Below are 21,348 nucleotides of genomic sequence, written 5' to 3'. Positions count from 1 at the left end.
CCTAACAGTGCGGACGGGTCGGCGCGCGGTGATCAACATCGCGGCGCGCGGACCGCCCTGGGCTCCACGAAGCGGTGGCGACAGGGCAGGATAGGAGGCAACCGTAGCGATTGCGTGTACGTCGCTCGAAAAGATCAGTAGCCGGACAAGGAGCTCATCGTGGGACAGGTCAGCGCCAGCAGTTCGATCGCCGTCGAGGCGGATCCGCAGCGCGCACTCGAGGCCATCGCGGATTACGAGAAGGTGCGTCCGCGCATCCTCTCCGCGCACTACCGCGACTACAAGGTGGTCGAGGGTGGTCAGGGCGCGGGCACCGTCGCCGAATGGACCTTGCAGGCGACCGAAAAGCGTTCCCGCAACGTGCACGCGGTCGTGTCGGTATCGGATTCCATCGTGACCGAACGTGATTCGAATTCGACGCTGGTGAACACCTGGACGGTGACGCCGGACGGTACCGGTTCGCAGGTCACGCTGCGTACGTCGTGGAAGGGTGCGGGCGGTATCGCGGGGATCTTCGAGGGGATCTTCGCGCCATTGGGGCTGAAGAAGATTCAGGCCGAGGTGCTTGCGAACCTGCAGCGCGAACTCGCCTGAGATAGCCGGAAAGGCCCGACACGAGTCGGGCCTTTTCCATTATCCGGCTTCCTTTATCCGGCCGCGATATCGAAGAGATTGCCCTCCGGATCGGCCAGTGTCGTCCATTGCGTGCCGTACTCGTCGAAATCGCCGATGTGCTCGGCGCCGAGGCCGATCGCGCGATCGACCTGTCCGCGCCGGTCCGCGGCCTTCAGATCCAGGTGAATCACATTCTTGCCGGGCGTCTTATCCGGCACCTGGATGAACATCAGCACCGGCGCAACGCCTTCGGCCGTTCCGACCGTGGCGAACTCCGGGCTGGCGTTCTCGTCCAGCCGGCGATTCAACAGCTCGGACCAGAAACCGGCCAGCGTCGCGGCATCGGCACAGTCGAAAGTGATATGCCCGATCGTGAGTGTCATTGCGGTTCTCCCTGTTTGATGGGCCAGCAGACTTCGGTGCGGTAGGCGTTGGGGTCCTCGATTTGGCCCGGGCCGAGGACGTACAGCTCACGGACGGGTTCGGCGAGCGAGGTGTCGTATTCGGCGACGTGGCTGCCGAGGGCGCCATAGGTGCGGTCGAAATCGTCGAACGGGCCGGAGTGCACGGCGATCGCGAAGCGGCGCGCGGGCAGTTCGATGATCGAGAGTTCGCTCGGTAAGGCGATCCGTGCGGCGGCCTGTATGGGCACGAACGCGGCGACCTCGCCCCCGTCGTTCTCGAAGAACTCCATCGAATAGGTGGCGCCGTCGACACCGGCGGGCGCGATATGCGCCGCGGCCAGCGTCTCGTGCAACAGCTGATACGCGGCCGCGCACCAACCATCGAGTGCATCCTTGCTCACCGAATCGACATACGCGAGCGCCGGAAAGGCCGCGATCGACCGGTATTCGACGGTGAGCGGCGCGGCCTGGGTGAGCAGCGACCGCAGCGAAGCAACCACCGACTGCGTGCGCCGCAACTCCGCCTCCATACGTTCGAGATGTGCGCGCAATGCGGCATCCCGGGTTTCGGTATCCGGCGCCGCCAACACCGCCTTGATCTGCGGCAGCGGCATATCCAGCCCCCGCAGCCGCCGGATCAGATGCGCCTGCGCAACTTGATTCACCGAATACCGCCGATACCCCGACCCCGCATCGATCGCGACCGGTTCGAGCAGCTCGACCTCGTGGTAGTACCGCAGCGTCTTCACACTGAGGTAGGTCAATCTGGCGAACTCCCCGATCGAGACCGTCACTGTCATACCTCCCAGCGAACACTCTCCAGCAAGGGGAGAGTCAACAACCCGCGAATGTCGTGCCGGACGGCAATCGGACGTATGCGATATCCGTCAGCGGTGCGGGACCAACCGAGTCGACTTGCCGAACCATGGCAATCATGTCGCCGAGGGGTGATCACTCGCGCTCGGCTCCCGCTGGCCAAACGATCTGCACCGGTACACCGTGGCGGCGCGCGAGATCGACAACCGTGCCGGTACCGCCTTCGGCGCTGGCCTGCCCATCCCACACCGCGAAGAGCCGATCACAGGATGACAGCATGGCTTCGTTCGCGGCCTCGTAGGCTGCCCGCCCGGCGTCGTCGAAGTTCATGACGCGCACGGTGTCGGCACGTGCGATCAGCTTGTCGAACAGGTCGGCGTGGTCGGGCTCCACCTTCCGCTCACGGTAGTTGGTCGACGGCACTACCACTTCGAGCCGCCCACCGGCGTCGAGCACGGCCTGTGCGAACACCGAGTCAGCGCCACGCGCTATACAACTGATCCCTACGAGTTCGACGGGGTCGCCCAGGTCGGCGAGCAACTTGCTGATCTCGTCGTACACCAACCGGACTGTGTCCATGGTGATGTTCATGTGTCCGGTGATGCCGATGCGAGCCATGGGAACTTTCTATACCCGGACCAAGGGGCGCATCCGGTCTCGAAGTTCGGAGACCACGCTTACTGTCGTCAGTGGTTCGGTCCGGCTGTACAGCTCGACCTAGTACGTCAGCGCGAAGGTGAGCAGCAGGGTGGTCTGGAAGTAGCCGCGCCACCAGGAGTAGCCGAACCAAACATTGGGCGTGACCTCGCGGATCTCGTCGTAGACCTGCGGGGTCGGTGAAGGGGCGTAGTTCAACGCCCAGGTCGGGCCGCCATCGGTGATCGCGGGTGCGGTGTAGACATCGGCCTGCCATGCCTCGAGGCCCGCAGGGGTGATCCGGTTCACCAGAAAGCCGCCGTCGGGGCCGGTGTAAAAGGTCTTGCCGATCCATAAGGACGGGGCCACGGCCTCCATGATGGGCGGCCTGGTCACCCAGCCGTTGGTGACGCCACTCGGCACCTCGCCGCGCGGGGCGTCGCGGAAGATCGCGTCCTGCTGTTCGGCCGAGCATCGCAAGCGCAGCGACTCGATGGTCGCGGCCGGATTATCGGGATAGAGGACGCACCCGCCGCCATAGTCCGCCGTCGCGTCGACGGCCTCGGAGTCAACAACCTCGGAGTCAACAACCTCGGGGTCGACAACTTCGGAGCCGACAACCTCGGGGTCGACGATGCCGGAATCGGCGGCAGCGGGGCCAGCGGCCCCGAGGAACAGACTGCCCAGTGTGAGCACCACAGTGCCCATGAAAAGAACCCGCATTGCTGTCTCCAGAACTCACCACACACCCGGTCCGACCCTGCATCGATCGTAAGACGGTGGCCTTGCGGACATCTGATTAAAAATCGAACTGTTATCTGGCGGCTCGGGGCTGCGGACACGGCCGTCGTCGCGCCCACTAGGCTGAACGATGACATTTTCCGCAGAGAGGACAAGCCGTGCAGCCCGGTGGTCAGTTCGATATGCAGCAATTACTCGCCCAGGCGCAGCAGATGCAGCAGGCGGTGATGCAGGCCCAGGCCGAGATCGCGGCCACCGAAGTGCAGGGACAGGCCGGCGGCGGCCTGGTCCAGGTCACCATCAAGGCGAGCGGTGAGGTCATCGCGCTGAGCATCGATCCGAAGATCGTCGACCCCGACGATGTCGAGGGACTGCAGGATCTGGTGATCGGCGCGGTCAACGACGCCATGTCCAACGCACAGCAGCTGGCTGCCGAGCGGCTCGGCCCGCTGGCCGGCGGCGGGTCGCTGCCGGGTCTGCCCGACTTCTGATCCGGGGACGTCTTTGTACGAGGGCCCGGTCCAGGATCTGATCGACGAGTTGGGCAAGCTGCCCGGCGTCGGTCCGAAAAGCGCGCAGCGCATCGCATTTCATCTGCTCCAGGTCGAGCCGCCCGAAATCGACCGGCTGCAGGCCGCTTTGCAGAAGGTGCGTGACGGCGTGCAGTTCTGCATTGTCTGCGGCACGGTCTCGGATAACGAAATGTGCCGCATCTGTTCGGATCCGCGCCGCGACCGCACCATGATCTGTGTGGTCGAGGAGCCCAAGGATGTGCAAGCCATCGAGCGCACCCGCGAATTCCGCGGGCGCTATCACGTACTCGGTGGTGCGCTCGATCCGCTCAGCGGCATCGGACCCGATCAGCTGCGCATTCGAGAGCTGTTGGCGCGCATCGGCAATCAGGAGGACGGCGTCGATGTCAGCGAGGTGATCATCGCGACCGACCCGAATACCGAGGGCGAGGCGACGGCCACCTACCTGGTGCGGATGCTGCGCGATTTTCCCGGACTGTCGGTGACGCGATTGGCATCCGGTCTGCCGATGGGCGGCGATCTCGAATTCGCCGACGAACTCACCCTCGGCCGTGCGCTGTCAGGTCGGCGGGCACTGTAGCTTGCGTTCGGCCGGGCACGGGTTACTGTGTCGGGGATGAGCATCGAGTTCTTGCTGACCACGCTCGTCATCGTCGCCACACCCGGAACCGGCGTGCTGTTCACGCTCGCGGCCGGACTCTCCCGGGGAACGCGGGCCAGCGTGATCGCGGCCTTCGGCTGCACGCTCGGCATCATTCCGCACATGATCGCGGCCGTCACCGGGCTGGCCGCACTACTCAATGCGAGTGCCGTCGCCTTTCAGACACTGAAGTATCTCGGTGTCGCATACCTGCTGTACATGGCGTGGAACACGTTCCGGGACAAGGGCGCATTGGCCGTGCCGGAAGCCGAAGCCGGAACGCCTTCGGCCCGACAGGTGATCACCTCGGCGGTGCTGCTCAATATCCTCAACCCGAAGCTGACGATCTTCTTCTTCGCCTTCCTGCCCCAGTTCGTGCCGACCGGTGCGCCGAATGCGTTGGCGCGCATGCTCGAACTGAGCGGACTGTTCATGCTCGCCACATTCGTGGTGTTCGCGATCTACGGTGCCTGCGCGGCCGCCGTACGCAACCAGGTGATTTCTCGGCCCGTCGTGGTCACCTGGATGCGTCGAGTTTTCGGGGCCTCGTTCATTGCCCTGGCCGGTCGGCTTGCAGTACAGAATCAGTAAGCGTCAGACGGTGATTCGACTCCAGGGCAGAGCCTGAAGTCGCGTGCGGTCGTCGATGGCCCAGTCCCAGATCAGCTCCGCGACGGTCTGCGGGTCGGTAACGGTGATGCCGAAGTGCTGGTCCGGGGCGCCATCTCGATATTCGAGGGTGAATGTCCCGGACTTGTCACGGTAGGTCTGGATGTAGACCTGCTCGTCACGTTCGACGACCAGATACGGATTCGGCGGTGCCAGTTCGGAAACCCACTGGTCGGCAAGGGCTTTCGTCAGATAGGGGAATTCGCCCGCGCCGCCGTGGGTGACCAGCGCGGGCACATGTCCGGCCGGATCGATGAGCCAGGCCAGTTGCGGATCGTAGACCGCGTAGTCGAGCGGTGTCGCGATCTCGAAAAGCAATTGCCGGACGAATCCGATCGCGTCGTACGGGCACGGCACGTGCAACACCGCACCGGTGGCCGCGCCGCCGACCGGAACCGTACTCAGGAATCCATCCTGCTCGGGTAGTTCGGCATTGCGCTTGTTCAGCTCCGCCGCCATCGCCGCGACCAGTTCCGTCGCCGGTTGCCCCTGCTGGGTAGCCAGATACGCATCGACCTGCGCGATCGTCATCGCGACACCGGACGGCAACAAGATGTGGTCGTAGCTCACGACTCCGCCTCGCCGGTGCCCGGCTCCGCCGTGCGCCACGACGCGCTGTGCTGATGGGTCACTCGCTGACGCTCGCTCACCAGGCCAGCGTACGGGTGCTTGATAGCGGCCGATCCGGCGCAGCCGGGGGTCAGGCGGTATGCGACCTATCCGGTGCGAGTACCGCGCAGGCGCAGCCACCGGCGATATCACCGCAGTCGACGACGAAGGCGTGCCGTGTGTGGTCGAGATCGATGCAGTCCGCTTCGGTGCATTCGGCGGTGCGTGCGAGGTGGACGATAAGGGTGCCGTGGCAGTGGTCGATGGCGGACTCGCAGGACGGGCACGTCGGCACGCGCATATGGCCTCCAGACGAGATCGGTTCGTGAATCGGTCATAGCACCAGCCCCCGACAGCTAGTGGGAGATCGGTCGCGTGTCGCGCCGCAACCAGCGGTGCGAGGCGGCGGGCCACACCACTTCCCGGGTCGATCCGGGGGAACTACGTGCGAAGATGGCAGCACAGTCCATCGACATCGGCGCGCCGGGCATCCTCGATCTGCGCCGGGCGCGCACGGTGTGAGGACTGGTCAGCGATCGGTAAGCGAGCGGACATATGTCCGCGCTCCAGATAACGTCTGGCAGGGGAAGCGAGGTCGGCGCGGTGACTATGCGCGACGAAGCGCGAGGCTCGGGTGCTCGGGAATCCGAGACGACGCTGCTGAATGCCGGACGGCTGAGTGTCCGCGAGCAGGTTGCCGAACAGTTCGCCAGATATCGCGCCGAGGGTGCGGATTCCGCAGGCTACGACGAATGCGGCCGGCCGACGGGCGGGTATTACGACGAGTTGGTCGATCCAACGGGTGGTGTGCGGCGCATGTGGTCGGAGTTGTCCGCGGATTTCGTGGAATTGGGCACTTCGGGGCTCGGGCGGCTGGACAGCCGGGTGCGCAGGCTCATCGATGACGACGGCATCTACTACACCGAGGTGGGAGCGGCCGGCGAGCCGCCGATGCCGACCGCTTGGCGGCTGGATCCGATTCCGCTGCTGATCTCCGCCGACGACTGGACCCGGCTGGAGGCCGGGCTGGTGCAGCGCTCGCGGGTGCTCGATGAGGTGCTCACCGATATCTACGGCGCGCGCCGCACCATCACCACCGGTCTGCTGCCGCCGGAGGTGGTGTTCGGCAATAGCGGATATGTGCGCGCCGCGCATGGCATCACGATTCCCGGGCGACACCAGTTGTTTCTGCACGCCTGCGATCTCAGCCGGTGGAGCGACGGACAGTTCCGTGTGATCGCCGACTGGGCGCAGGCGCCATCGGGTGCCGGATACGCGCTGGCGGATCGGCGGGTGGTGTCGACGGCGATTCCCGAAGCCTTCGAACATTCCAATCCGCGCCCGCTCACACCGTTCGCGCGGGCCATGCGGTTGATGTTGATCGAATCCGCGCCGATGGCCGATGACGATGATCCGGTCGTCGTGGTGCTGAGTCCAGGTGTGCATTCCGAAACCGCCTTCGACCAGGCCTATCTCGCTTCGACGCTCGGTTTTCCGTTGGTGGAGAGCGCGGATCTGGTGGTGCGCGACGGTGCCCTGTGGATGCGCTCGCTCGGCACGTTGAAGCGGGTCGATGTGGTGCTGCGGCGGGTGGACGCCGAATTCTCCGATCCGCTTGACCTGCGGCCGGATTCGCGGCTCGGGGTGGTCGGGCTGGTGGAGGTGTTGCGTCGCGGTGCGGTGACCGTGGTGAATACGATCGGCAGCGGGTTGCTGGAGAATCCGGCGCTGGCCGGGTTCCTGCCGCGGATCTCGCGGGCGCTGCTCGGAGAGGAGTTGGCGCTCGAGAGCGCGCCGACGTATTGGGGTGGCAATGACAGCGAACGCTCGCATCTGATCGCGAATCTGGATCGGCTGATCATTCGTTCGGCGGTCGACGGTGCGACGCTGTTCGGTCCGGAACTGTCCAATGCGCAACGCGCGGAGCTGGCCGTTCGGATCGAGGATCGCGGCTGGCAATGGGTCGGGCAGGAGCCCGCGCAGTTCTCGGTCGCGCCCGCGGTTCAGGGTTACGGCGGGCTCACCTCGGCACCTGTTGGTATGCGGCTGTTCTCGCTCGCCCGACGCGGCGGCTATACGGCGATGGAAGGGGGCCTCGGCCAACTGCGCCAACGCCTACAGCCTGAGCGAATAGTCATAAAGGTTGCCGCCAAAGACATCTGGGTCCGCGCGGCGCCCGCCGCTGTCGCCGCCATCGGCACCGAACCCACCCACGAGGAACGCGAACGCCGCGCCCCCACCCTCGAACCGATCAGCTCTCCCCGCGTCCTCAACGACCTGTTCTGGATGGGCCGCTACAGCGAACGCGCCGAAGCCGTTGTACGACAACTGATCGCAACCCACGACTGCTACCAGGACTATCGCTACCGCCCCTGGCTGGCAGGCGCCGACGCACTGCCTGCACTGATGGCCGCACTGGCCCGCACCACGGGGACGCTGGCTCCGCTCAGTGTGCTGCCTGATGGTGCCGGTGTCGTGCAGAAGTTGCCCGCGGAACCACCTGCGTCGCAGTCGCAATCAGCGGAGCAGGGGCCTATTGCGTCGAGCTCCGCTGATTCCTCGAAGCCGATGGCGGCGATCACCGCGCGGGCGGCGGTGCCTGGGACAGGGCGGGCCGGGCATGACTATTTGGTGGCGTTGACTGTCGATCAGGATATGCCGGGGTCGATGGCGTTTGCGATCCATCGGTACGGGTCGGCGGCGCGGGCGGTGCGCGATCAGCTGTCGGTGGATACCTGGATGATTCTGGGGGCGGTGGATCGGGCGCTGGTGGAATATCGGTTCACCGGTGATGATCAGGAAACGGCATTGTCGGCGCTGCATTCGCTGTCGTTGGCGGCGCTGCTTTCGCTGTCCGGTATCGGTGCCGAATCGCTGGTGCGCGATACCGGTTGGTACGTCATGGATATCGGCAAGCGCATCGAACGGGGGCTGTCGCTGACCGCATTGCTCGCGGCCGCGCTGACGAATGCCTATCGGCCGGAAGCCGAGCGGGTGGTCATCGAAACGGTGCTGAAGGCGACCGAGTCGTCGGTGAGTTACCGTCGTCGGCACCGGGATTCGGTGCGAGTATCGGCGGTCACCGGACTGCTACTTTTCGATGCCGGGAATCCGCGCTCGCTGGCCTATCAGCTGCATCGGCTCGATGCCGACTTCCAAGCGCTGCCGGGTAATTCGCGATCCTCCCGCCCGCAACGGCTGCTGGCCGATGCCCAGCGCATGCTGCGCCGGGTAGACCCGGACGAGCTGGATGTCACCGATGCCGAGGGTCGGCGTAGCGAACTGGCCGAGTTGTTGGAGGGCGTGCATTTGCGGTTGCGCAAGATCTCCGAATCGTTCGAGACCACGAAACTGGCGCTGCCGATCGGCATCCAGCCGCTGTGGGGTAGCACGAGGGTCGTTGGATGACCGTGCCCAACGCCGCCGCCCGGCGCTATCGGGTCGAGCATCGCACCACCTACAAATATTCCGGCGAGGTCACCAGCTCCTATGGGCGCGCCTATCTCACGCCCCGGGATTTTCCCGGACAGCGCCTGCTCTCCCATGAGATCCACATCGATCCGACACCATCGGACCGCTCGATCGGCACCGATGTGTACGGCAACACCACCTCGTATTTCCATGTCACGGCCGAACATACGAAGCTCGTGGTCACCGGCGAATCCATGGTCGAGGTCGAGGTACCAGATGCCACAGCTGTGAGCGCGACCGCCGAGCCGTGGGAGCGGTCCCGTCCGTGCACCGCGAATGGCCCACTCGCAGTGGAGTTCACCCTCGACCTGCATCCACCCGAGGTCACGCCCGAGCTCACCGCATACACCGCCGAATCTTTGAAGCCCGGCAGGCCACTACTGGAAGCGGTGACCGAACTCAACACCCGCATCTACGAAGACTTCACCTACAAATCCGGCTCGACGACGGTATCCACTAGGGTCGCCGACGTCTTCGCGGCCCGCGCGGGCGTCTGCCAGGACTTCGCCAGAATCGGCGCCGCCTGCCTACGCTCACACGGCCTGGCCGCACGCTATGTATCCGGCTACCTGGCAACTGATCCGCCGCCGGGTAAGGAACGCATGGTCGGCGCGGACGCGACCCACGCCTGGTCCGCGGTATGGGTCCCCGGCGATACCGCACACGACCGGACCGGCCACTGGATCGGCTTCGACCCGACCAACGACCAATTCGCCGACGAGCGCTACGTAACCGTCGCATGGGGCCGCGACTACGCCGACGTGCCCCCGCTGCGTGGCATCATCTACACCGACGCCAGGGAGAGCTCGATCACCGTATCCGTCGACGTGGCGCCGGTAGAGGTGTAGCGATTTGCGCGATTTCACTCGCCCGAACTGCGCCCGACAATTGGCGGTGTGGCGGAGTTCGCCGGTACTTAGGTCCCAGCGCACCGGCGACGGATTGCCTTCGAGAATTCGGTGTGCCTGTCCTGTTCCCGCCCTCTGGGTTTCAGCCTCGCCGATCGCGCACTGCTGGTGATCGGCGATCCGCCGACGGATGCGGAGTAGATCGGTCGAACGGCGTCGTCGGTCGCGCCCGGTTCCAGCTCTGCGACAACTTGCATGTGCGGAATGCAATTGGCTGGTGCCGGTGCCCGGCACCGAGGTATCGGCCAGCGCGATCGTGCCGCCCCGTCGGGCACGTCGGAGAACGCTGACCGCGCGCACCGTTGGTGCGCGCGGTCAGCGCTGTGTGTTTCAGCCGATGCCGTTGGTCGCCATCATGTGCTCCGCGATGCCTTCCGGTCCCCATTGGTTTTGTGCCAGCGCCTCGTATACACAGATGAGCAGCAGAATCCGGGCGCGCTGTCCGGCCGTCAATTCGGTATCCAGATAAGACTCCTGGGCTCGCAGGCCGGTGCCGGATACCCGGCGCGGGCTGGGCTCCGACAGCAGCCAGAACAACTCCGGCCCGATCAAGGTCGAGCGTCCACCGGTTTCGGTGAACCAGCGCGACGAGTATTCGATCATCAACTCGATGAATGCTTCCCCGTTGCCGACCGATTCGGCGAACTGGTTCAGCGCGCCCGATCGGTCGAGGCCGCTCTGGATCACTGACGCGAGCCGGCCCGCGACCTCCCGGAATTGATCTATGCCCTGGTCTTGCCAAACGGTTATAGCCATCATTTACTCCATCGACGTGTCCGATTGTGGCTGAAGCAGTTTCGGGTCAGAAGGGGTTGATCTTTGTCTGGCCGTTCGGACCGGTGGTCACGAACGTCGGGGTGATCCACGGCGTGGCACCGGTCCTGGGCAGTGCGTTGGGCAGCACTGCTTTCGGAGCGATGAGCAGCGGATCGGTATTCTCCAGGATCACGGGAATCCGTGTCGGCACGACACGCTCGGACGGCGCTGCCGAGTTCCGATCCTCCTCCGCTGCCGAGTCCCAGTCCTCTTCCAGCGCCGCTAGGTTCCAATCGTCCTGTTCTGCTGAAACCCAATCCTCTTGTGCCGCTGGGGCGCGATCCAGTCGCGGTGCTGGAACGTGATCGTCCTGCGGTGTCGGGACGTGATCGCCCTGCCGTGTCGGGACGTGATCGCCCTGCGGTGCTGGGACGTGATCATCCTGCGCTGCCGAGGCGTGATCGTCCCGAGCTGCCTTGGCTTGCTCCTCCTGCGGCACTGGGACGTGATTCGCGGTGCGTGTGTGCCCGCGTCGGCGCCCGAACAGCATCAGGGTGAGATGCACCGCGAACAGCATCGTCATCGGCATGCCGGCGTACAGCGCCAAAGACACGGGGCTACCCCCGATTTCGCGCGCGTACTCGATATTTCCGGCCACCGATATCAGGGTCCAGAAGACGAATAGTGCCGTGGCGTACCACCAGCCCGAACTTCCCCTCCGGAAGGTGGCGGTGGCGATGATCGAACCGACGACCAGGCCATCGATGGCGATCGGCACATTCGCTGCGAGCGCTGGCGCCACCAGGTTTCGCACCGCCAGGTCGTGCAACGCGGCGAACGACATTTCGAATGACGTTAGTGCGACGACGCCGGTGACGATTGCCGAAGCATGCAACGGCCGTGGCCGCCACGCTCGTAGTCGGCTCACTAGGGACCGCCGCTCATTTGTTGGTGCCGACTGCTCTTCGAACCGATCCGATCTCGTTGGTGTGATCGTCGCCATAGCGGGAGCGTATCGTGAATCATCCGTTATTCCACCGAGGCGCAAGGGAAAAGCGCGTCGCGTTGCCCCTTTTCGCACACCGCGCGACCGACGGTGTCGGCATCACCGCGCGCCCGCGGATCACCCGCGACCAGCTTCGAATCGGCGATCAGGCGCGCAGGCGCTCGCGGCGGAGTTGGTCGACCTCGGGGAGGTGCAGGGGTGGCAGTTCGTCCACGCCGAGGACGCGGGACAGCAGCAGGTCGGCGAGTTCGGGGTTGCGGGCCAGGGCGGGTCCGTGCATGTAGGTGCCGATGGCGGAGCCCTGGACAACGCCCTCGAGGCCGTCGCCGACACCGTTGCCCACGCCGCGGGTGACGTGCGCGAGGCCGGTGGCGTCGCCGCCGAGTTTGGTTCCGCCGCGGTGGTTTTCGAAGCCGGTGAGGGCGGCGGTGAGACCAGGGAGCAGCGGCGTGGTCGTCACCTCGCCGATGGCGCGCTTGGCCTGCGGGGAGGTGGTGACATCGATGAGGCCGACGCCGTCGACACGCTCGCCGGTCGACGTCTCGTACCAGTGACCCAGCACCTGGATCGCGGCGCAGATGGCGAGTACCGGAGCGCCTTTCGCGGTGGCCCGCTGCAGCCCGGGATAGCGCTGCAGATGCCGGGTGGCCAGGCGCTGCGCCGAATCCTCGGCTCCGCCAAGGGTGTAGATGTCGAGCGACTCGGGAACCGGGTCGGACAGGGTGATTTCGACGATCTCGGCGTCATGGCCGCGCATGCGCAGGCGCTGCCGCAGCACCAGCGCATTGCCGCCGTCGCCGTAGGTGCCCATCACATCGGGCAGCACCAGGCCGATTCGTACGGTCGATTCCGTCCCATCCGTCACTGGCCACCACCCATCGTCGAATCGCTGCGCGACGCTGCCATCAGTTCTGCTCCTCCAGATCGCGGTTGAGATCGCGGAACGCGGTGTAGTTGGCCAGCACCTCGACCCGTCCCGCCGGACAGGATGCGATGGCGCGCACCGGATCCGGCACCGTTGTGTGCTCGACTCCGGCATAGGTCAGGCGCACCGCGAGATCTGTGGCGCGTTCACCGGCGGCCACCACCTGGACGCCCTCGAAATGCTCGAACCGCACATCCCACAGCCAGGACAGATCCTCGCCGTCGGGCACCTGCCCGTTCACCGCGATCACCAGCCCGGCCGAATCAGGCTCGATCATCGACAGCGCCTCCTGCCAGCCCGCCGGATTCTTCGCCAGCAGCAGCCGGGCGGCGTGCTCGCCGACCTGCACCGTCCGATAGCGACCGGCGATCTCGCGCACGGTACCCGCCGCGGTCGCCGCCGCGGCCGGATCCGCACCGAGGGCAACCGCCGCGGCGACCGCCTGCGCGGCATTGCCCTTATTGGCCCGTCCGGGCAGCGCCAATTTCAGTGGCAGCCGGACACCGTCGGGTCCGACCAGCTCGTCGCCGTCCAGCCACCAATTCGGTTCGGGCCGTTCGAAATCCGTGCCGGTACTGCGCCAATGCGCACCCTCCCAGACGATCGGCTCACCGCTGCGCGGACAGCTCGTCGCATCCATCGACCAACCGCTGCCCGCCGCGACCCACACCACATTCGGATGGTCGTAGGCAATGGAGGTCACCAGCACATCGTCGCAGTTGGCGATCACCACGGTCTGCGGATGCCGCGCCAGTCCGGCGCGCAGCTTGCGCTCGATCATATTGATCTCGCCGACCCGATCCAGCTGATCGCGGCTCAGATTGAGCAGCACCACCACGGACGGATTCAACGAATCGGTGACGTGCGGCAGATGCAGTTCATCCACCTCGATCGCGGCCAGCGGCGTCCCGCGGTGCGCGCTCAGCGCGGCCACGATGCCCGCATCCATATTCGCGCCGTCGGCCTGCGTGGCGACCTGGCCGAGGGTGCTCAATGCGGCGGTGGTCATCCTGGTGGTGGTCGACTTGCCATTGGTGCCGGTCACCAGCACCGTGCGCCGTCCCCGGCCCAGCTGATCCATGATCGTCTTATCGATCTGCAGGGCGATCAGCCCACCGATCATCGACCCCTTGCCGCGGCCCGCCTTCTGCGACGCCCACGACGCTGCCGCCGCCGCCCGCAGCGCGAGTCGCCCGCGCACCGTTATGTCTGCCACGCCGCGAGTCTATGTGTTCTGCTCGGCGGCGCATTCGCTGCGGCCCACCCGCTCGGCCGCAGTGACCGTACTCACTCCCGGTACAGCTTGGCTTGGTAATTTTCCGGCGAGTAGTAGCGCTCCAATTCCTCCACCGACTCCGTCACATTGGTCTGGACCTCCTTGACGAGCCGGGCCGGACTCGGCAGATCGTCGACCGGCCACTGCTCCGGTTCCCACAGGTGACTGCGGATGAACGCCTTGGCGCAGTGGAAGAAGATCTGCTCGATATCGACTTCGATCGCCAGGATCGGTCGATGGCCCTTGACCACCATGTCGTCGAAATACGGTGCGTCCCGAACCAGGCGGGCCCGACCGTTGATGCGCAACGTCTCGCGGCGACCCGGAATCATGAACAGCAGCCCGACGTGCGGATTACTGAGGATATTCAGGTAGCCGTCGGCCCTGCGGTTACCCGGCCGTTCCGGAATGGCGATGGTGGTGTCGTCGAGCACTTTCACGAATCCGGGCGGATCACCCTTGGGCGAGGTATCGCAATTGCCGTCGGCATCGCTGGTACTCAAGGCAATGAACGGGGTGGCCGCTATCCAGTCACGGTCGCGAGGATGCAGTGCCACGCGCTCCTTCGTCGCGGCTCGCGGCATGACCTCCCCGAGCAACTGCCGCAGCTCGGCCGGGTCGGTGATCTTATTGGTGTCGGTGGTCTCGCCCATAGTTCGATCAAAGCACCGGCACGGGGGCGCGGACGATCGAATTATGTTCCCGCGAGGGGAGATCGATCACAGTCGCACATCGAACAGGTTGGGCTGGCCCGCGGCGTAACGGTCGGCATCGATGCGGCGCAGCGGCTCCAATTCGGTGGCCCGGTAGAGCGTGAACTTGCGGCAGCGTTCGGCATTCGAACCCGAAACGTCGAGAATGGCATTGACCGCGTCGCGCGCGGACTCGTTGGCGCCCTCCATGGTTGCCAGATCGACATTGGTGCGCACGTAATCGCCCGCCAGGAACAGGTTTTCGAGCGCACCGTGGGTTTCCGGTCGACACTCCCATGACCCGGCGGTGTTGATAAGCAACGGATCGGCATTGGCATTGCGCCGCTGGGATTCCTGCCAGCTGATGCCCGGATCGAGGAACCAGGAATGCAGATCGGCATCGCGCAACAGATCGTCGCGATCGTTCAGATGCGCCCGCAGCTGCGCCCACACCTCGCGCGCGATCTCCTCGTGCGTGCACTCCTTGGCAGGCTTGCCGTAGAGCATGCCGGGGGAGTTCCAATCGGAGATATCGACCGAAAGGCAGTCCTGCACCGTACCGTCGCCGAATTCGGTCAGTTTGTGCGTCCACAGCTGATTCTGGGTGATCGAGGTGAGTGACCACGGGGCGTCGATATAGGCGGTGTGACCGTGTGAAATATCCATCGGCCTGCGCAGATAGAACTGGATGCCGTTCATCCAGTCGACGAAGAGCCGATCCATCGCGGCCAATTCCGGGCGCACCTCGAGCACGTCGGGCGACCAAAGGGCGCGGGCTTGTTCGGCGGGCAGCGCGACCACGAAGTAATCCGCGTCGATGCTGCGCTGAGCGCCGTTTTCATCGACGATGCGGGCTGCGGCGATCCGCCGCTCGCGCACGTCGAGCCCGCGCACCTGTGCCCCGAGCGCGAATTCCACGCCGAGGTCGCGCAGCCGCTGCACCCATGGATCGATCCACACCGAATCGGTCGGACCGTTCAGCACCCGGTCCAGCGCCCCGTCATTGCCGATTTCGAAGGGGTTGCCCAGGAACTGTTCGCCCATGGTGCCGATGGTGCGGACGCTGGCGACGTCCTCTTTCGCGGCGACCATGATGCTGGTCAGCGTGCGCGAGAGCAGGGCGCGGAATTCGTGGGAGCGCTGGTGGCCGCCGACGAAATCGCGCCACGAGGTATTTTCCCACTGTCCCAGCCGCCGGGCATCGCAGCTGGAATTGAAGACCAGTAGTCGATCCGCGAAATAGGCGCCCTCGTTGGCCGGCATTTTCAAGGCCGTCGCGATTGCCGCGCCCATGGTTTCACGGAATGCGTCCGGACTGAAATTGGTGCGGGCCTTGGGGCCCAAGGGAAGTCGGAAATCATCGCCGCCGCGGCGGGCGAAACGTGCCTCCGGCACGCCGATCAGGTTATTCCAAACGCCATCCGGATTGCCCGCGAACGGAATTCGCCGCATGGTGTCCGGAATATGCTGGTAGAAGCCGGGAAAGAAGCGGAAGCCGTGCTCACCGGGTAGCTCCGGCCGTCCGGCCGACCCACTGCCCGGCACCGGGATGCTGCGCGCCTTGCCCCCGAGCGCACGTCTTTCGAATACGGTGACCTGGAACCCACGCTCGGCCAATTCGTGCGCCGCGGTCAATCCCGCGACCCCACCGCCGAGTACCGCGACCCGCCTGCCGCCGGGACTGGCAGCGGCAGGCGCTGGTCTGAGCCCGCCGGCCGTTAGCGCCCCCGCCGTTGCTACCCCCATCGCAACCGTGCCGCGAAGCATTGTTCTTCGCGAAACGGTCCACTGTTGTTCTGCCATGCGCGTCTTTTGCTGCCTAGCCTCGGACCTGATCTCTACCGCCGCGAACACTGTAAAGCGACTGCTGGTGGGTGCGCCGACCCACCCCTGACGCCGCCGCCTGGACCTGGTCTCCCTCGCATTCGACCAGTACAGCGGGGCAGACATTACCGGGCGGTGTGACCGAGCCGAGTTGGTTTCTCGAACCGGCGTCATACGCAAACTTCGCAGGTCAGGGCGCCGTGGCGGCCGATACTTCCCAGGTGCGGAAGAAGAGGGCAGGTAAATCGCGTGCGGCTGTGCTGGGTTGTCTATCGCAGGCTGTGTTGACGAGCGTGCAATGGATCAGACATGCACCAACCAGGGTTGCCTGCCGAGCAGCGGCTCCGGTGCCGGGGTACGGTCGCACCCGGTTCCATCGCTGCTGTAATCGGCGTGGCGGTCGGCTCGGGCCGACTCCAACCAGGGTTGTGTGCGCAGGGGTGGCTCCGGCGCTGGGACAGGGTCGAATCCGGTTTGGCCGTTGCGGTAGTCGTATGGGGGTCGGCTTGGGGCCTGCACCAATCGGGGTTGTGTGCCGTGGGGGTGGCTCCGGCGCTGGGACAGGGTCGAATCCGGTTTGGCCGTTGCGGTAGTCGTATCGGGGTCGGCTCAGGCCTGCACCAATCGGGGTTGCGTGCCCAGGGCCGGTTCCGACACCGATTCCGCCGCTGGGGCGTTCGCATCGCGGCGGCTCGCCTTCGTCGCCGCGAACGCACCCGCGATCACGATGGCTCCGCCGAGCAGCGACAGTGGCGTCGGGTCCTCGCCGAAGGCGGCCCAGGCGGCGAGGATGCCGACCACCGGGACCAGCAGGGACATGGGCGCGACCGTGCTGACCGGGTATCGGCTCATCAGGTAGGTCCACAGGCCCGAGCCCGCGATGGTGCCGAGCGCGACGATGTAGGCGAGGCCGAACAGTGCGTGCCAGCCGCCGGGGGAGGTGACATCGGTCAAGGCGTGCAAGCCGGTAGTCGGTCCTTCGATGAATGCGGACAGCGCGAACATCGGGATCGGCGGCACGACCGTCATCCAGAGCGTCAGATGCAGCGGTTCGACATCGCCGGACGCCGTGGCCAATCGTGAACCGATATTGCCGAAGGCCCAGCCCAGACCACCCGCCAGCGTTAGCAGCACCGGCAGCAGCGCCGCTTGCTGTGCGCGATCGAGCCCGATCACCACAATGCCCGCCACGGCGACGGCAATGCCGAGCAACTGGGTCCCCCGCAGCCGCTCTCGCAGGAACAGCGCGCCCAGGACCACGGTGAACGGCGCGGAGGATTGCAGCACCAGCGAGGACAACCCGGTCGGCATGCCCGCACGCATCGCGGTGAACAGAAAGGCGAACTGCAGAATCCCGAATCCGATCCCATACAGCAGCAACCACCGCAGCGGCACCTTCGGCCGCGGCACGAACACCAACACCGGCACCGCGATCACCGCGAACCGCAGCGCAGCGAAAAAGAACGGCGGAAAGTGGTCCAGCCCTAGCCGGATAGCAATGAAGTTCAGGCCCCAGAGCAGGACAACGGTAAGCCCGAGCAAGCGATCACGATTGGTCACATTCCTTATCGTCGGTAATGAAACCGATAAGAACAATCGAATAAATATGCACTATCGATGTAGCATCGCTTAATGGTTTTGGACGTGCGGGTTGGGCCACCGATGGCGGTTGAGCGGCTGCGGGTGCTGCGGGAGTTCGCGGATCGCGGGACTATCGCAGCTGTGGCCGAGGCACTTTCGATGACTCCTTCCGCGGTATCGCAGCAGCTCAAGGTGCTTGCCAAGGAAGCGGGTGTCGCGTTGCTCGAGCCGGATGGGCGGCGGGTTCGGCTCACCGATGCGGGGCAGGCGCTTGTGGTGCGTGCTGATGAGGTACTTGCCGCGATGGATCGTGCGGTTGCGGAGATGGCGCACTATCGCGGGTCCGCGCGTGGCCGGGTTCGGGTCGCGCTGTTCCCGTCCGGCGCGGCGCTGCTGCTGCCACGGGTGCTGCCTGCGCTGGCCGACAGTGGTGTCGAGGTTGTCGCCCGTGACGAGGATCTGCCGCCGACTGAAGTGCCGCGGCTGCTGGCCGACTACGACATCGTCCTCACACACCGCGACGAGCGCTCGCCGGGTATCGCGGGCCCTCGCGTCAGCACCACGGTTATCATGCGCGAACCCACCGATGTCGTTGTCGCACCGACCCATCCGCTCGCGACTCGCACCGAGGTGACCCCGGCCGAACTCGCCGAGGAAACCTGGCTCAGCGTGCGCGGCGGCTTCCCGGTCGACGACGTGCTGCGCTCGATCGCCACCATGACCGGTGTCCAACCTCGTATTGCCCAGCGCCTCAACGACTTCCGCGTCATCGAAACCCTCGTCGCCGCCAACTACGGCGTCGCCCTCATGCCGCGCTGGGCGGTGGCCCACCCGGACCTCGCCGTGCTACGCCTGTCCGGCGTCCGCGCCGCCCGCCTCTACGAATTGGCTACCCGCCCCCACACCGTGACCCGCCCCGCCATAGCCACCGTCCTGCAAGCCTTCCGAACTGCGGCTACCGAAGTCGCCGCCGAATAGCGGCCGAATCAACGCTGGCGCAAACCATGTGGCCTCCGCACACAGGTTGCAACCTATGCGAGGGTGCCCATCGCTGTGCGTCATGTGAATTCTCGAGCCTTCCCACACCACCGCAGCCGAAGTCGCCGCGGAGTAGTCGCTCACGCAGCGTTGGCGACGACCGTGTGGCACGGTCACACCGGTTGCGGTCTATGCGAGGGTGTCACACGGTCTGCGCCAGGAATTCTCGGGATACGCGGCAGGCCTCGGATGCTCAATCCGTTGGCCGCCATGGCGACGACGGATCGAACCTGTCTCGGACAACGTGCTTCGAAACGCTAGTAGTGCCGGGGCGGGCCCGGGCGGTACTGCTGGTTGCCGATGTAGCCGAAATCGTCGGCGACCATGGCGGCCAGTTCCAGGAGTGCGCGCCGGGTCGGCTTGCTCACCAGTTCCAGGTCGATCTCGGCGCCCTCGGCGAGGTGGTCGTCGAAGGGCACCACCTGGACCGCGCGGGTGCGGTCGAGGAACAGTTTGCGTAGCTGGTCCAGGTCGACGGTGGAGGCACCGCGGCGAGATGCGTTGACCACCACCACGGTTCGCTCGACCAACTTGCCGTAGCCATGGTGGTCCAGCCAGTCCAGGGTGGCCGAGGCGCTGCGGGCGCCGTCGATGGCGGGTGAGGTCACCAGCACCAGTGAGCTGGCCATATCGAGCACACCGGCCATGGCCGAATGCATCAGACCGGTACCGCAGTCGGTGAGGATGATGTTGTAGAACGACTGCAGGATGCTGATGGCCTGGCGGTAATCGGCCTCGCTGAAGGCTTCGGAAACCGCAGGGTCCTGTTCACTGGCAAGCACTTCCAGTCGGCTCGGCGCCTGGGACGTATGCGCCCGGACATCGGAGTACCTGCTGATGTGCTGATCCTCGAGCAGATTGCGCACGGTGGAGCGGGTCTGGCGCGGCACACGATGCGCCAGGGTGCCGAGGTCGGGATTGGCGTCGATCGCGATGACTCGGTCGCCGCGCAGCGAGGAGAACGTCGATCCGAGCCCGACCGTGGTCGTGGTCTTGCCGACGCCGCCCTTGAGCGAGAGGATCGCGATCCGATAGTCCCCGCGCACCGGCTGATTCACCCGGTCGACCAGATCGCGGTAGACGACATCGGCCGCGGACTCCCCCGGATTGATCATGCCGCCGGAAGCCTTGTGCACCGCGCGCCGCCAGCCACTGCGCGGCGCCTTGCGCGCCCGCTTGAGCAGGTTCAGGTCATTGACCGAATGTCCCGGTTGGCCGGGCTGCGGCACATGCTGCGGCTGGAACGGCAGCTGGGTATTCGGCGGGCCGCCTTGCCATCCCGGCGGCGGGCCCTGTTCGGTATACGGCATCATGCCGGTGCCCGGACCTTGCTCGCCATACGGCATCAGACCGGTGCCCGGCCCCTGCTCGGCGTACGGCAGCTGCCCGGTGTGCGGCCCTTGCTCGGCGTACGGCAGCTGCCCGGTGTGCGGTTGCTGGCCCATCGGTGGTTGCTGGCCCACGGGTGGTTGTCCCATCGGGGGCTGTTGTCCCATGGGCGGCTGCTGATACATCGGCGGCTGCTGCACCGGCGGTGGCGGCGCCCAACTGTAGATCGGCGGCTCGGGCGGACTTTCCGCCGGGACCCGTCGGACCAGCCCATCGGGCCCGATCTCCTGCCGGTACTCGCCATAGGATGGCTCGGGCTGAACCGGATGGTTTCCGCTCTGGCCGGGACCCGGCTGATGCGACTGCGCGAATTGACCGGTGTTGTAAGGCGTTCCGGGCGGCGCGAAAACCTCGGGCGGTCCGTACTGCTGCTGCGGCGGCACTCCGGCCTGCGGGTAGTTGGTCTGATCCGTTGGCCCGCCCGGGTATCCGGTGAACTCCGACTGTTCGGACTCGTCGGGCTGTTCGGTAACCTCGGCGGCCTCATGCTCGTCGGTTGCGGGCTCCGCGTCGACGGGTGCGGACTCGGCCGCTTCATCCGGCGCCGAGGAGTCGGTGGTGACCTCGGCCGTATCCACCGAATGACTCTGCAGCCAGGGCGGAGAAGTCGGGTTGTGGTCGTTAGTTGTCACAGTTCCCCCATCTGCTCGGTAATTCGAGCAGAGAGCTCGGCGCTTGAATGCGAATCAACGCTAGCACGGGGTATTCGGCCCCGCGCCGTGGTATACACGGCCGCCGCGTCGCGTCAAACACCGCGACCAGCCGTAACTCGAAAACACTGTCCAACAGCAAGTTCGAGAGCCGGGCGCCCGGGTCGGC

At 65.7% G+C, this 21,348-nt stretch carries 22 protein-coding genes; 8 read left to right on the top strand and 14 right to left on the bottom strand.

Annotation, left to right across the window (positions count from 1 at the left end; all coding sequences use genetic code 11):
• Positions 1 to 159: 159 nt before the first annotated feature.
• Positions 160 to 594 carry an SRPBCC family protein gene (locus ACIBI6_RS24450; RefSeq protein ID WP_364358390.1) on the top strand — a complete coding sequence of 145 codons (435 nt, stop codon included), beginning with the start codon at positions 160 to 162 and terminating at the stop codon, positions 592 to 594.
• 53 nt (positions 595 to 647) lie between these two features.
• Here the strand turns inward: ACIBI6_RS24450 and ACIBI6_RS24445 are convergent, their stop codons facing one another.
• From ACIBI6_RS24445 to ACIBI6_RS24430, 4 genes are all read right to left on the bottom strand, one after another.
• A complete protein-coding gene (locus ACIBI6_RS24445; RefSeq protein WP_396957974.1) occupies positions 648 to 998 on the bottom strand; it encodes a VOC family protein in 351 nt (116 codons plus the stop codon).
• Positions 995 to 1,819 (bottom strand): MerR family transcriptional regulator, encoded by an 825-nt coding sequence (locus ACIBI6_RS24440; RefSeq protein WP_364358384.1) that lies wholly within the window; start codon positions 1,817 to 1,819, stop codon positions 995 to 997. The genes ACIBI6_RS24445 and ACIBI6_RS24440 overlap by 4 nt, the downstream gene beginning before the upstream one ends.
• Positions 1,820 to 1,970: 151 nt before the next feature.
• A complete protein-coding gene (locus ACIBI6_RS24435; RefSeq protein WP_364358381.1) occupies positions 1,971 to 2,453 on the bottom strand; it encodes a hypothetical protein in 483 nt (160 codons plus the stop codon).
• Between the two features lie 99 nt (positions 2,454 to 2,552).
• The gene (locus ACIBI6_RS24430) at positions 2,553 to 3,194 is read right to left on the bottom strand and encodes a hypothetical protein (protein WP_364358378.1); all 642 of its coding nucleotides are present in this window, start codon (positions 3,192 to 3,194) and stop codon (positions 2,553 to 2,555) included.
• A gap of 176 nt (positions 3,195 to 3,370) precedes the next feature.
• Between ACIBI6_RS24430 and ACIBI6_RS24425 the strand changes: the two genes are divergently transcribed.
• From ACIBI6_RS24425 to ACIBI6_RS24415, 3 genes are read left to right on the top strand one after another with little or no spacing between them, the layout of a single operon-like run.
• The gene (locus ACIBI6_RS24425) at positions 3,371 to 3,703 is read left to right on the top strand and encodes a YbaB/EbfC family nucleoid-associated protein (RefSeq protein ID WP_364358375.1); all 333 of its coding nucleotides are present in this window, start codon (positions 3,371 to 3,373) and stop codon (positions 3,701 to 3,703) included.
• Between the two features lie 13 nt (positions 3,704 to 3,716).
• Positions 3,717 to 4,325, top strand: a complete 609-nt coding sequence (gene recR / locus ACIBI6_RS24420; RefSeq protein WP_364358372.1) for a recombination mediator RecR — start codon at positions 3,717 to 3,719, stop codon at positions 4,323 to 4,325.
• Between the two features lie 36 nt (positions 4,326 to 4,361).
• Positions 4,362 to 4,976: a LysE family translocator gene (locus ACIBI6_RS24415; protein ID WP_364358369.1), complete on the top strand. Its 615-nt coding sequence runs from the start codon at positions 4,362 to 4,364 to the stop codon at positions 4,974 to 4,976.
• Positions 4,977 to 4,979: 3 nt separating this feature from the next.
• Here ACIBI6_RS24415 and ACIBI6_RS24410 read toward each other — a convergent pair whose 3' ends face one another.
• Both ACIBI6_RS24410 and ACIBI6_RS24405 read right to left on the bottom strand, forming a co-directional pair.
• Complete coding sequence (locus ACIBI6_RS24410) at positions 4,980 to 5,624, bottom strand: hypothetical protein (RefSeq protein ID WP_364358366.1); 645 nt, start codon at positions 5,622 to 5,624, stop codon at positions 4,980 to 4,982.
• Between the two features lie 130 nt (positions 5,625 to 5,754).
• The gene (locus ACIBI6_RS24405; RefSeq protein WP_364358363.1) at positions 5,755 to 5,964 is read right to left on the bottom strand and encodes a hypothetical protein; all 210 of its coding nucleotides are present in this window, start codon (positions 5,962 to 5,964) and stop codon (positions 5,755 to 5,757) included.
• A 74-nt stretch (positions 5,965 to 6,038) separates the two neighbouring features.
• Here ACIBI6_RS24405 and ACIBI6_RS24400 point away from each other — a divergent pair, with 74 nt between their 5' ends.
• The 3 genes from ACIBI6_RS24400 (at position 6,039) to ACIBI6_RS24390 (ending at position 9,982) form a co-directional block, all read left to right on the top strand.
• Positions 6,039 to 6,185 carry a hypothetical protein gene (locus tag ACIBI6_RS24400; RefSeq protein WP_364358360.1) on the top strand — a complete coding sequence of 49 codons (147 nt, stop codon included), beginning with the start codon at positions 6,039 to 6,041 and terminating at the stop codon, positions 6,183 to 6,185.
• An 87-nt stretch (positions 6,186 to 6,272) separates the two neighbouring features.
• The gene (locus ACIBI6_RS24395; protein ID WP_396958017.1) at positions 6,273 to 9,071 is read left to right on the top strand and encodes a circularly permuted type 2 ATP-grasp protein; all 2,799 of its coding nucleotides are present in this window, start codon (positions 6,273 to 6,275) and stop codon (positions 9,069 to 9,071) included.
• Positions 9,068 to 9,982: a transglutaminase family protein gene (locus ACIBI6_RS24390; RefSeq protein ID WP_364358357.1), complete on the top strand. Its 915-nt coding sequence runs from the start codon at positions 9,068 to 9,070 to the stop codon at positions 9,980 to 9,982. The genes ACIBI6_RS24395 and ACIBI6_RS24390 overlap by 4 nt, the downstream gene beginning before the upstream one ends.
• Positions 9,983 to 10,372: 390 nt before the next feature.
• Here ACIBI6_RS24390 and ACIBI6_RS24385 read toward each other — a convergent pair whose 3' ends face one another.
• From ACIBI6_RS24385 to ACIBI6_RS24355, 7 genes are all read right to left on the bottom strand, one after another.
• Complete coding sequence (locus ACIBI6_RS24385) at positions 10,373 to 10,798, bottom strand: hypothetical protein (RefSeq protein ID WP_364358354.1); 426 nt, start codon at positions 10,796 to 10,798, stop codon at positions 10,373 to 10,375.
• Between the two features lie 46 nt (positions 10,799 to 10,844).
• Positions 10,845 to 11,801, bottom strand: a complete 957-nt coding sequence (locus ACIBI6_RS24380; RefSeq protein ID WP_364358351.1) for a DUF2637 domain-containing protein — start codon at positions 11,799 to 11,801, stop codon at positions 10,845 to 10,847.
• A gap of 148 nt (positions 11,802 to 11,949) precedes the next feature.
• Positions 11,950 to 12,669 carry a glutamine amidotransferase gene (locus ACIBI6_RS24375; protein WP_364358348.1) on the bottom strand — a complete coding sequence of 240 codons (720 nt, stop codon included), beginning with the start codon at positions 12,667 to 12,669 and terminating at the stop codon, positions 11,950 to 11,952.
• A 40-nt stretch (positions 12,670 to 12,709) separates the two neighbouring features.
• Positions 12,710 to 13,945, bottom strand: coding sequence for a MurT ligase domain-containing protein (locus ACIBI6_RS24370; RefSeq protein WP_396957969.1), 1,236 nt, complete (start codon positions 13,943 to 13,945; stop codon positions 12,710 to 12,712).
• A 71-nt stretch (positions 13,946 to 14,016) separates the two neighbouring features.
• Positions 14,017 to 14,658 carry a pyridoxamine 5'-phosphate oxidase family protein gene (locus ACIBI6_RS24365; protein WP_396957967.1) on the bottom strand — a complete coding sequence of 214 codons (642 nt, stop codon included), beginning with the start codon at positions 14,656 to 14,658 and terminating at the stop codon, positions 14,017 to 14,019.
• Positions 14,659 to 14,724: 66 nt separating this feature from the next.
• The gene (locus ACIBI6_RS24360) at positions 14,725 to 16,443 is read right to left on the bottom strand and encodes an FAD-dependent oxidoreductase (RefSeq protein WP_396957965.1); all 1,719 of its coding nucleotides are present in this window, start codon (positions 16,441 to 16,443) and stop codon (positions 14,725 to 14,727) included.
• 687 nt (positions 16,444 to 17,130) lie between these two features.
• Positions 17,131 to 18,081 (bottom strand): EamA family transporter, encoded by a 951-nt coding sequence (locus ACIBI6_RS24355; protein ID WP_396957963.1) that lies wholly within the window; start codon positions 18,079 to 18,081, stop codon positions 17,131 to 17,133.
• A 102-nt stretch (positions 18,082 to 18,183) separates the two neighbouring features.
• Here ACIBI6_RS24355 and ACIBI6_RS24350 point away from each other — a divergent pair, with 102 nt between their 5' ends.
• Positions 18,184 to 19,080 carry a LysR family transcriptional regulator gene (locus tag ACIBI6_RS24350; RefSeq protein ID WP_396958016.1) on the top strand — a complete coding sequence of 299 codons (897 nt, stop codon included), beginning with the start codon at positions 18,184 to 18,186 and terminating at the stop codon, positions 19,078 to 19,080.
• Between the two features lie 317 nt (positions 19,081 to 19,397).
• Here the strand turns inward: ACIBI6_RS24350 and ACIBI6_RS24345 are convergent, their stop codons facing one another.
• On the bottom strand, positions 19,398 to 21,107 hold the full coding sequence (locus ACIBI6_RS24345; RefSeq protein WP_364358333.1) for an AAA family ATPase: 1,710 nt from the start codon (positions 21,105 to 21,107) through the stop codon (positions 19,398 to 19,400).
• Positions 21,108 to 21,348 lie beyond the last annotated feature (241 nt).

This window comes from Nocardia sp. NPDC050412, from assembly GCF_044458825.1.
GTDB lineage: Bacteria > Actinomycetota > Actinomycetes > Mycobacteriales > Mycobacteriaceae > Nocardia.
Note: the sequence above shows the minus strand (reverse complement) of the source record. Positions and strands in the feature narration are given on the sequence as shown.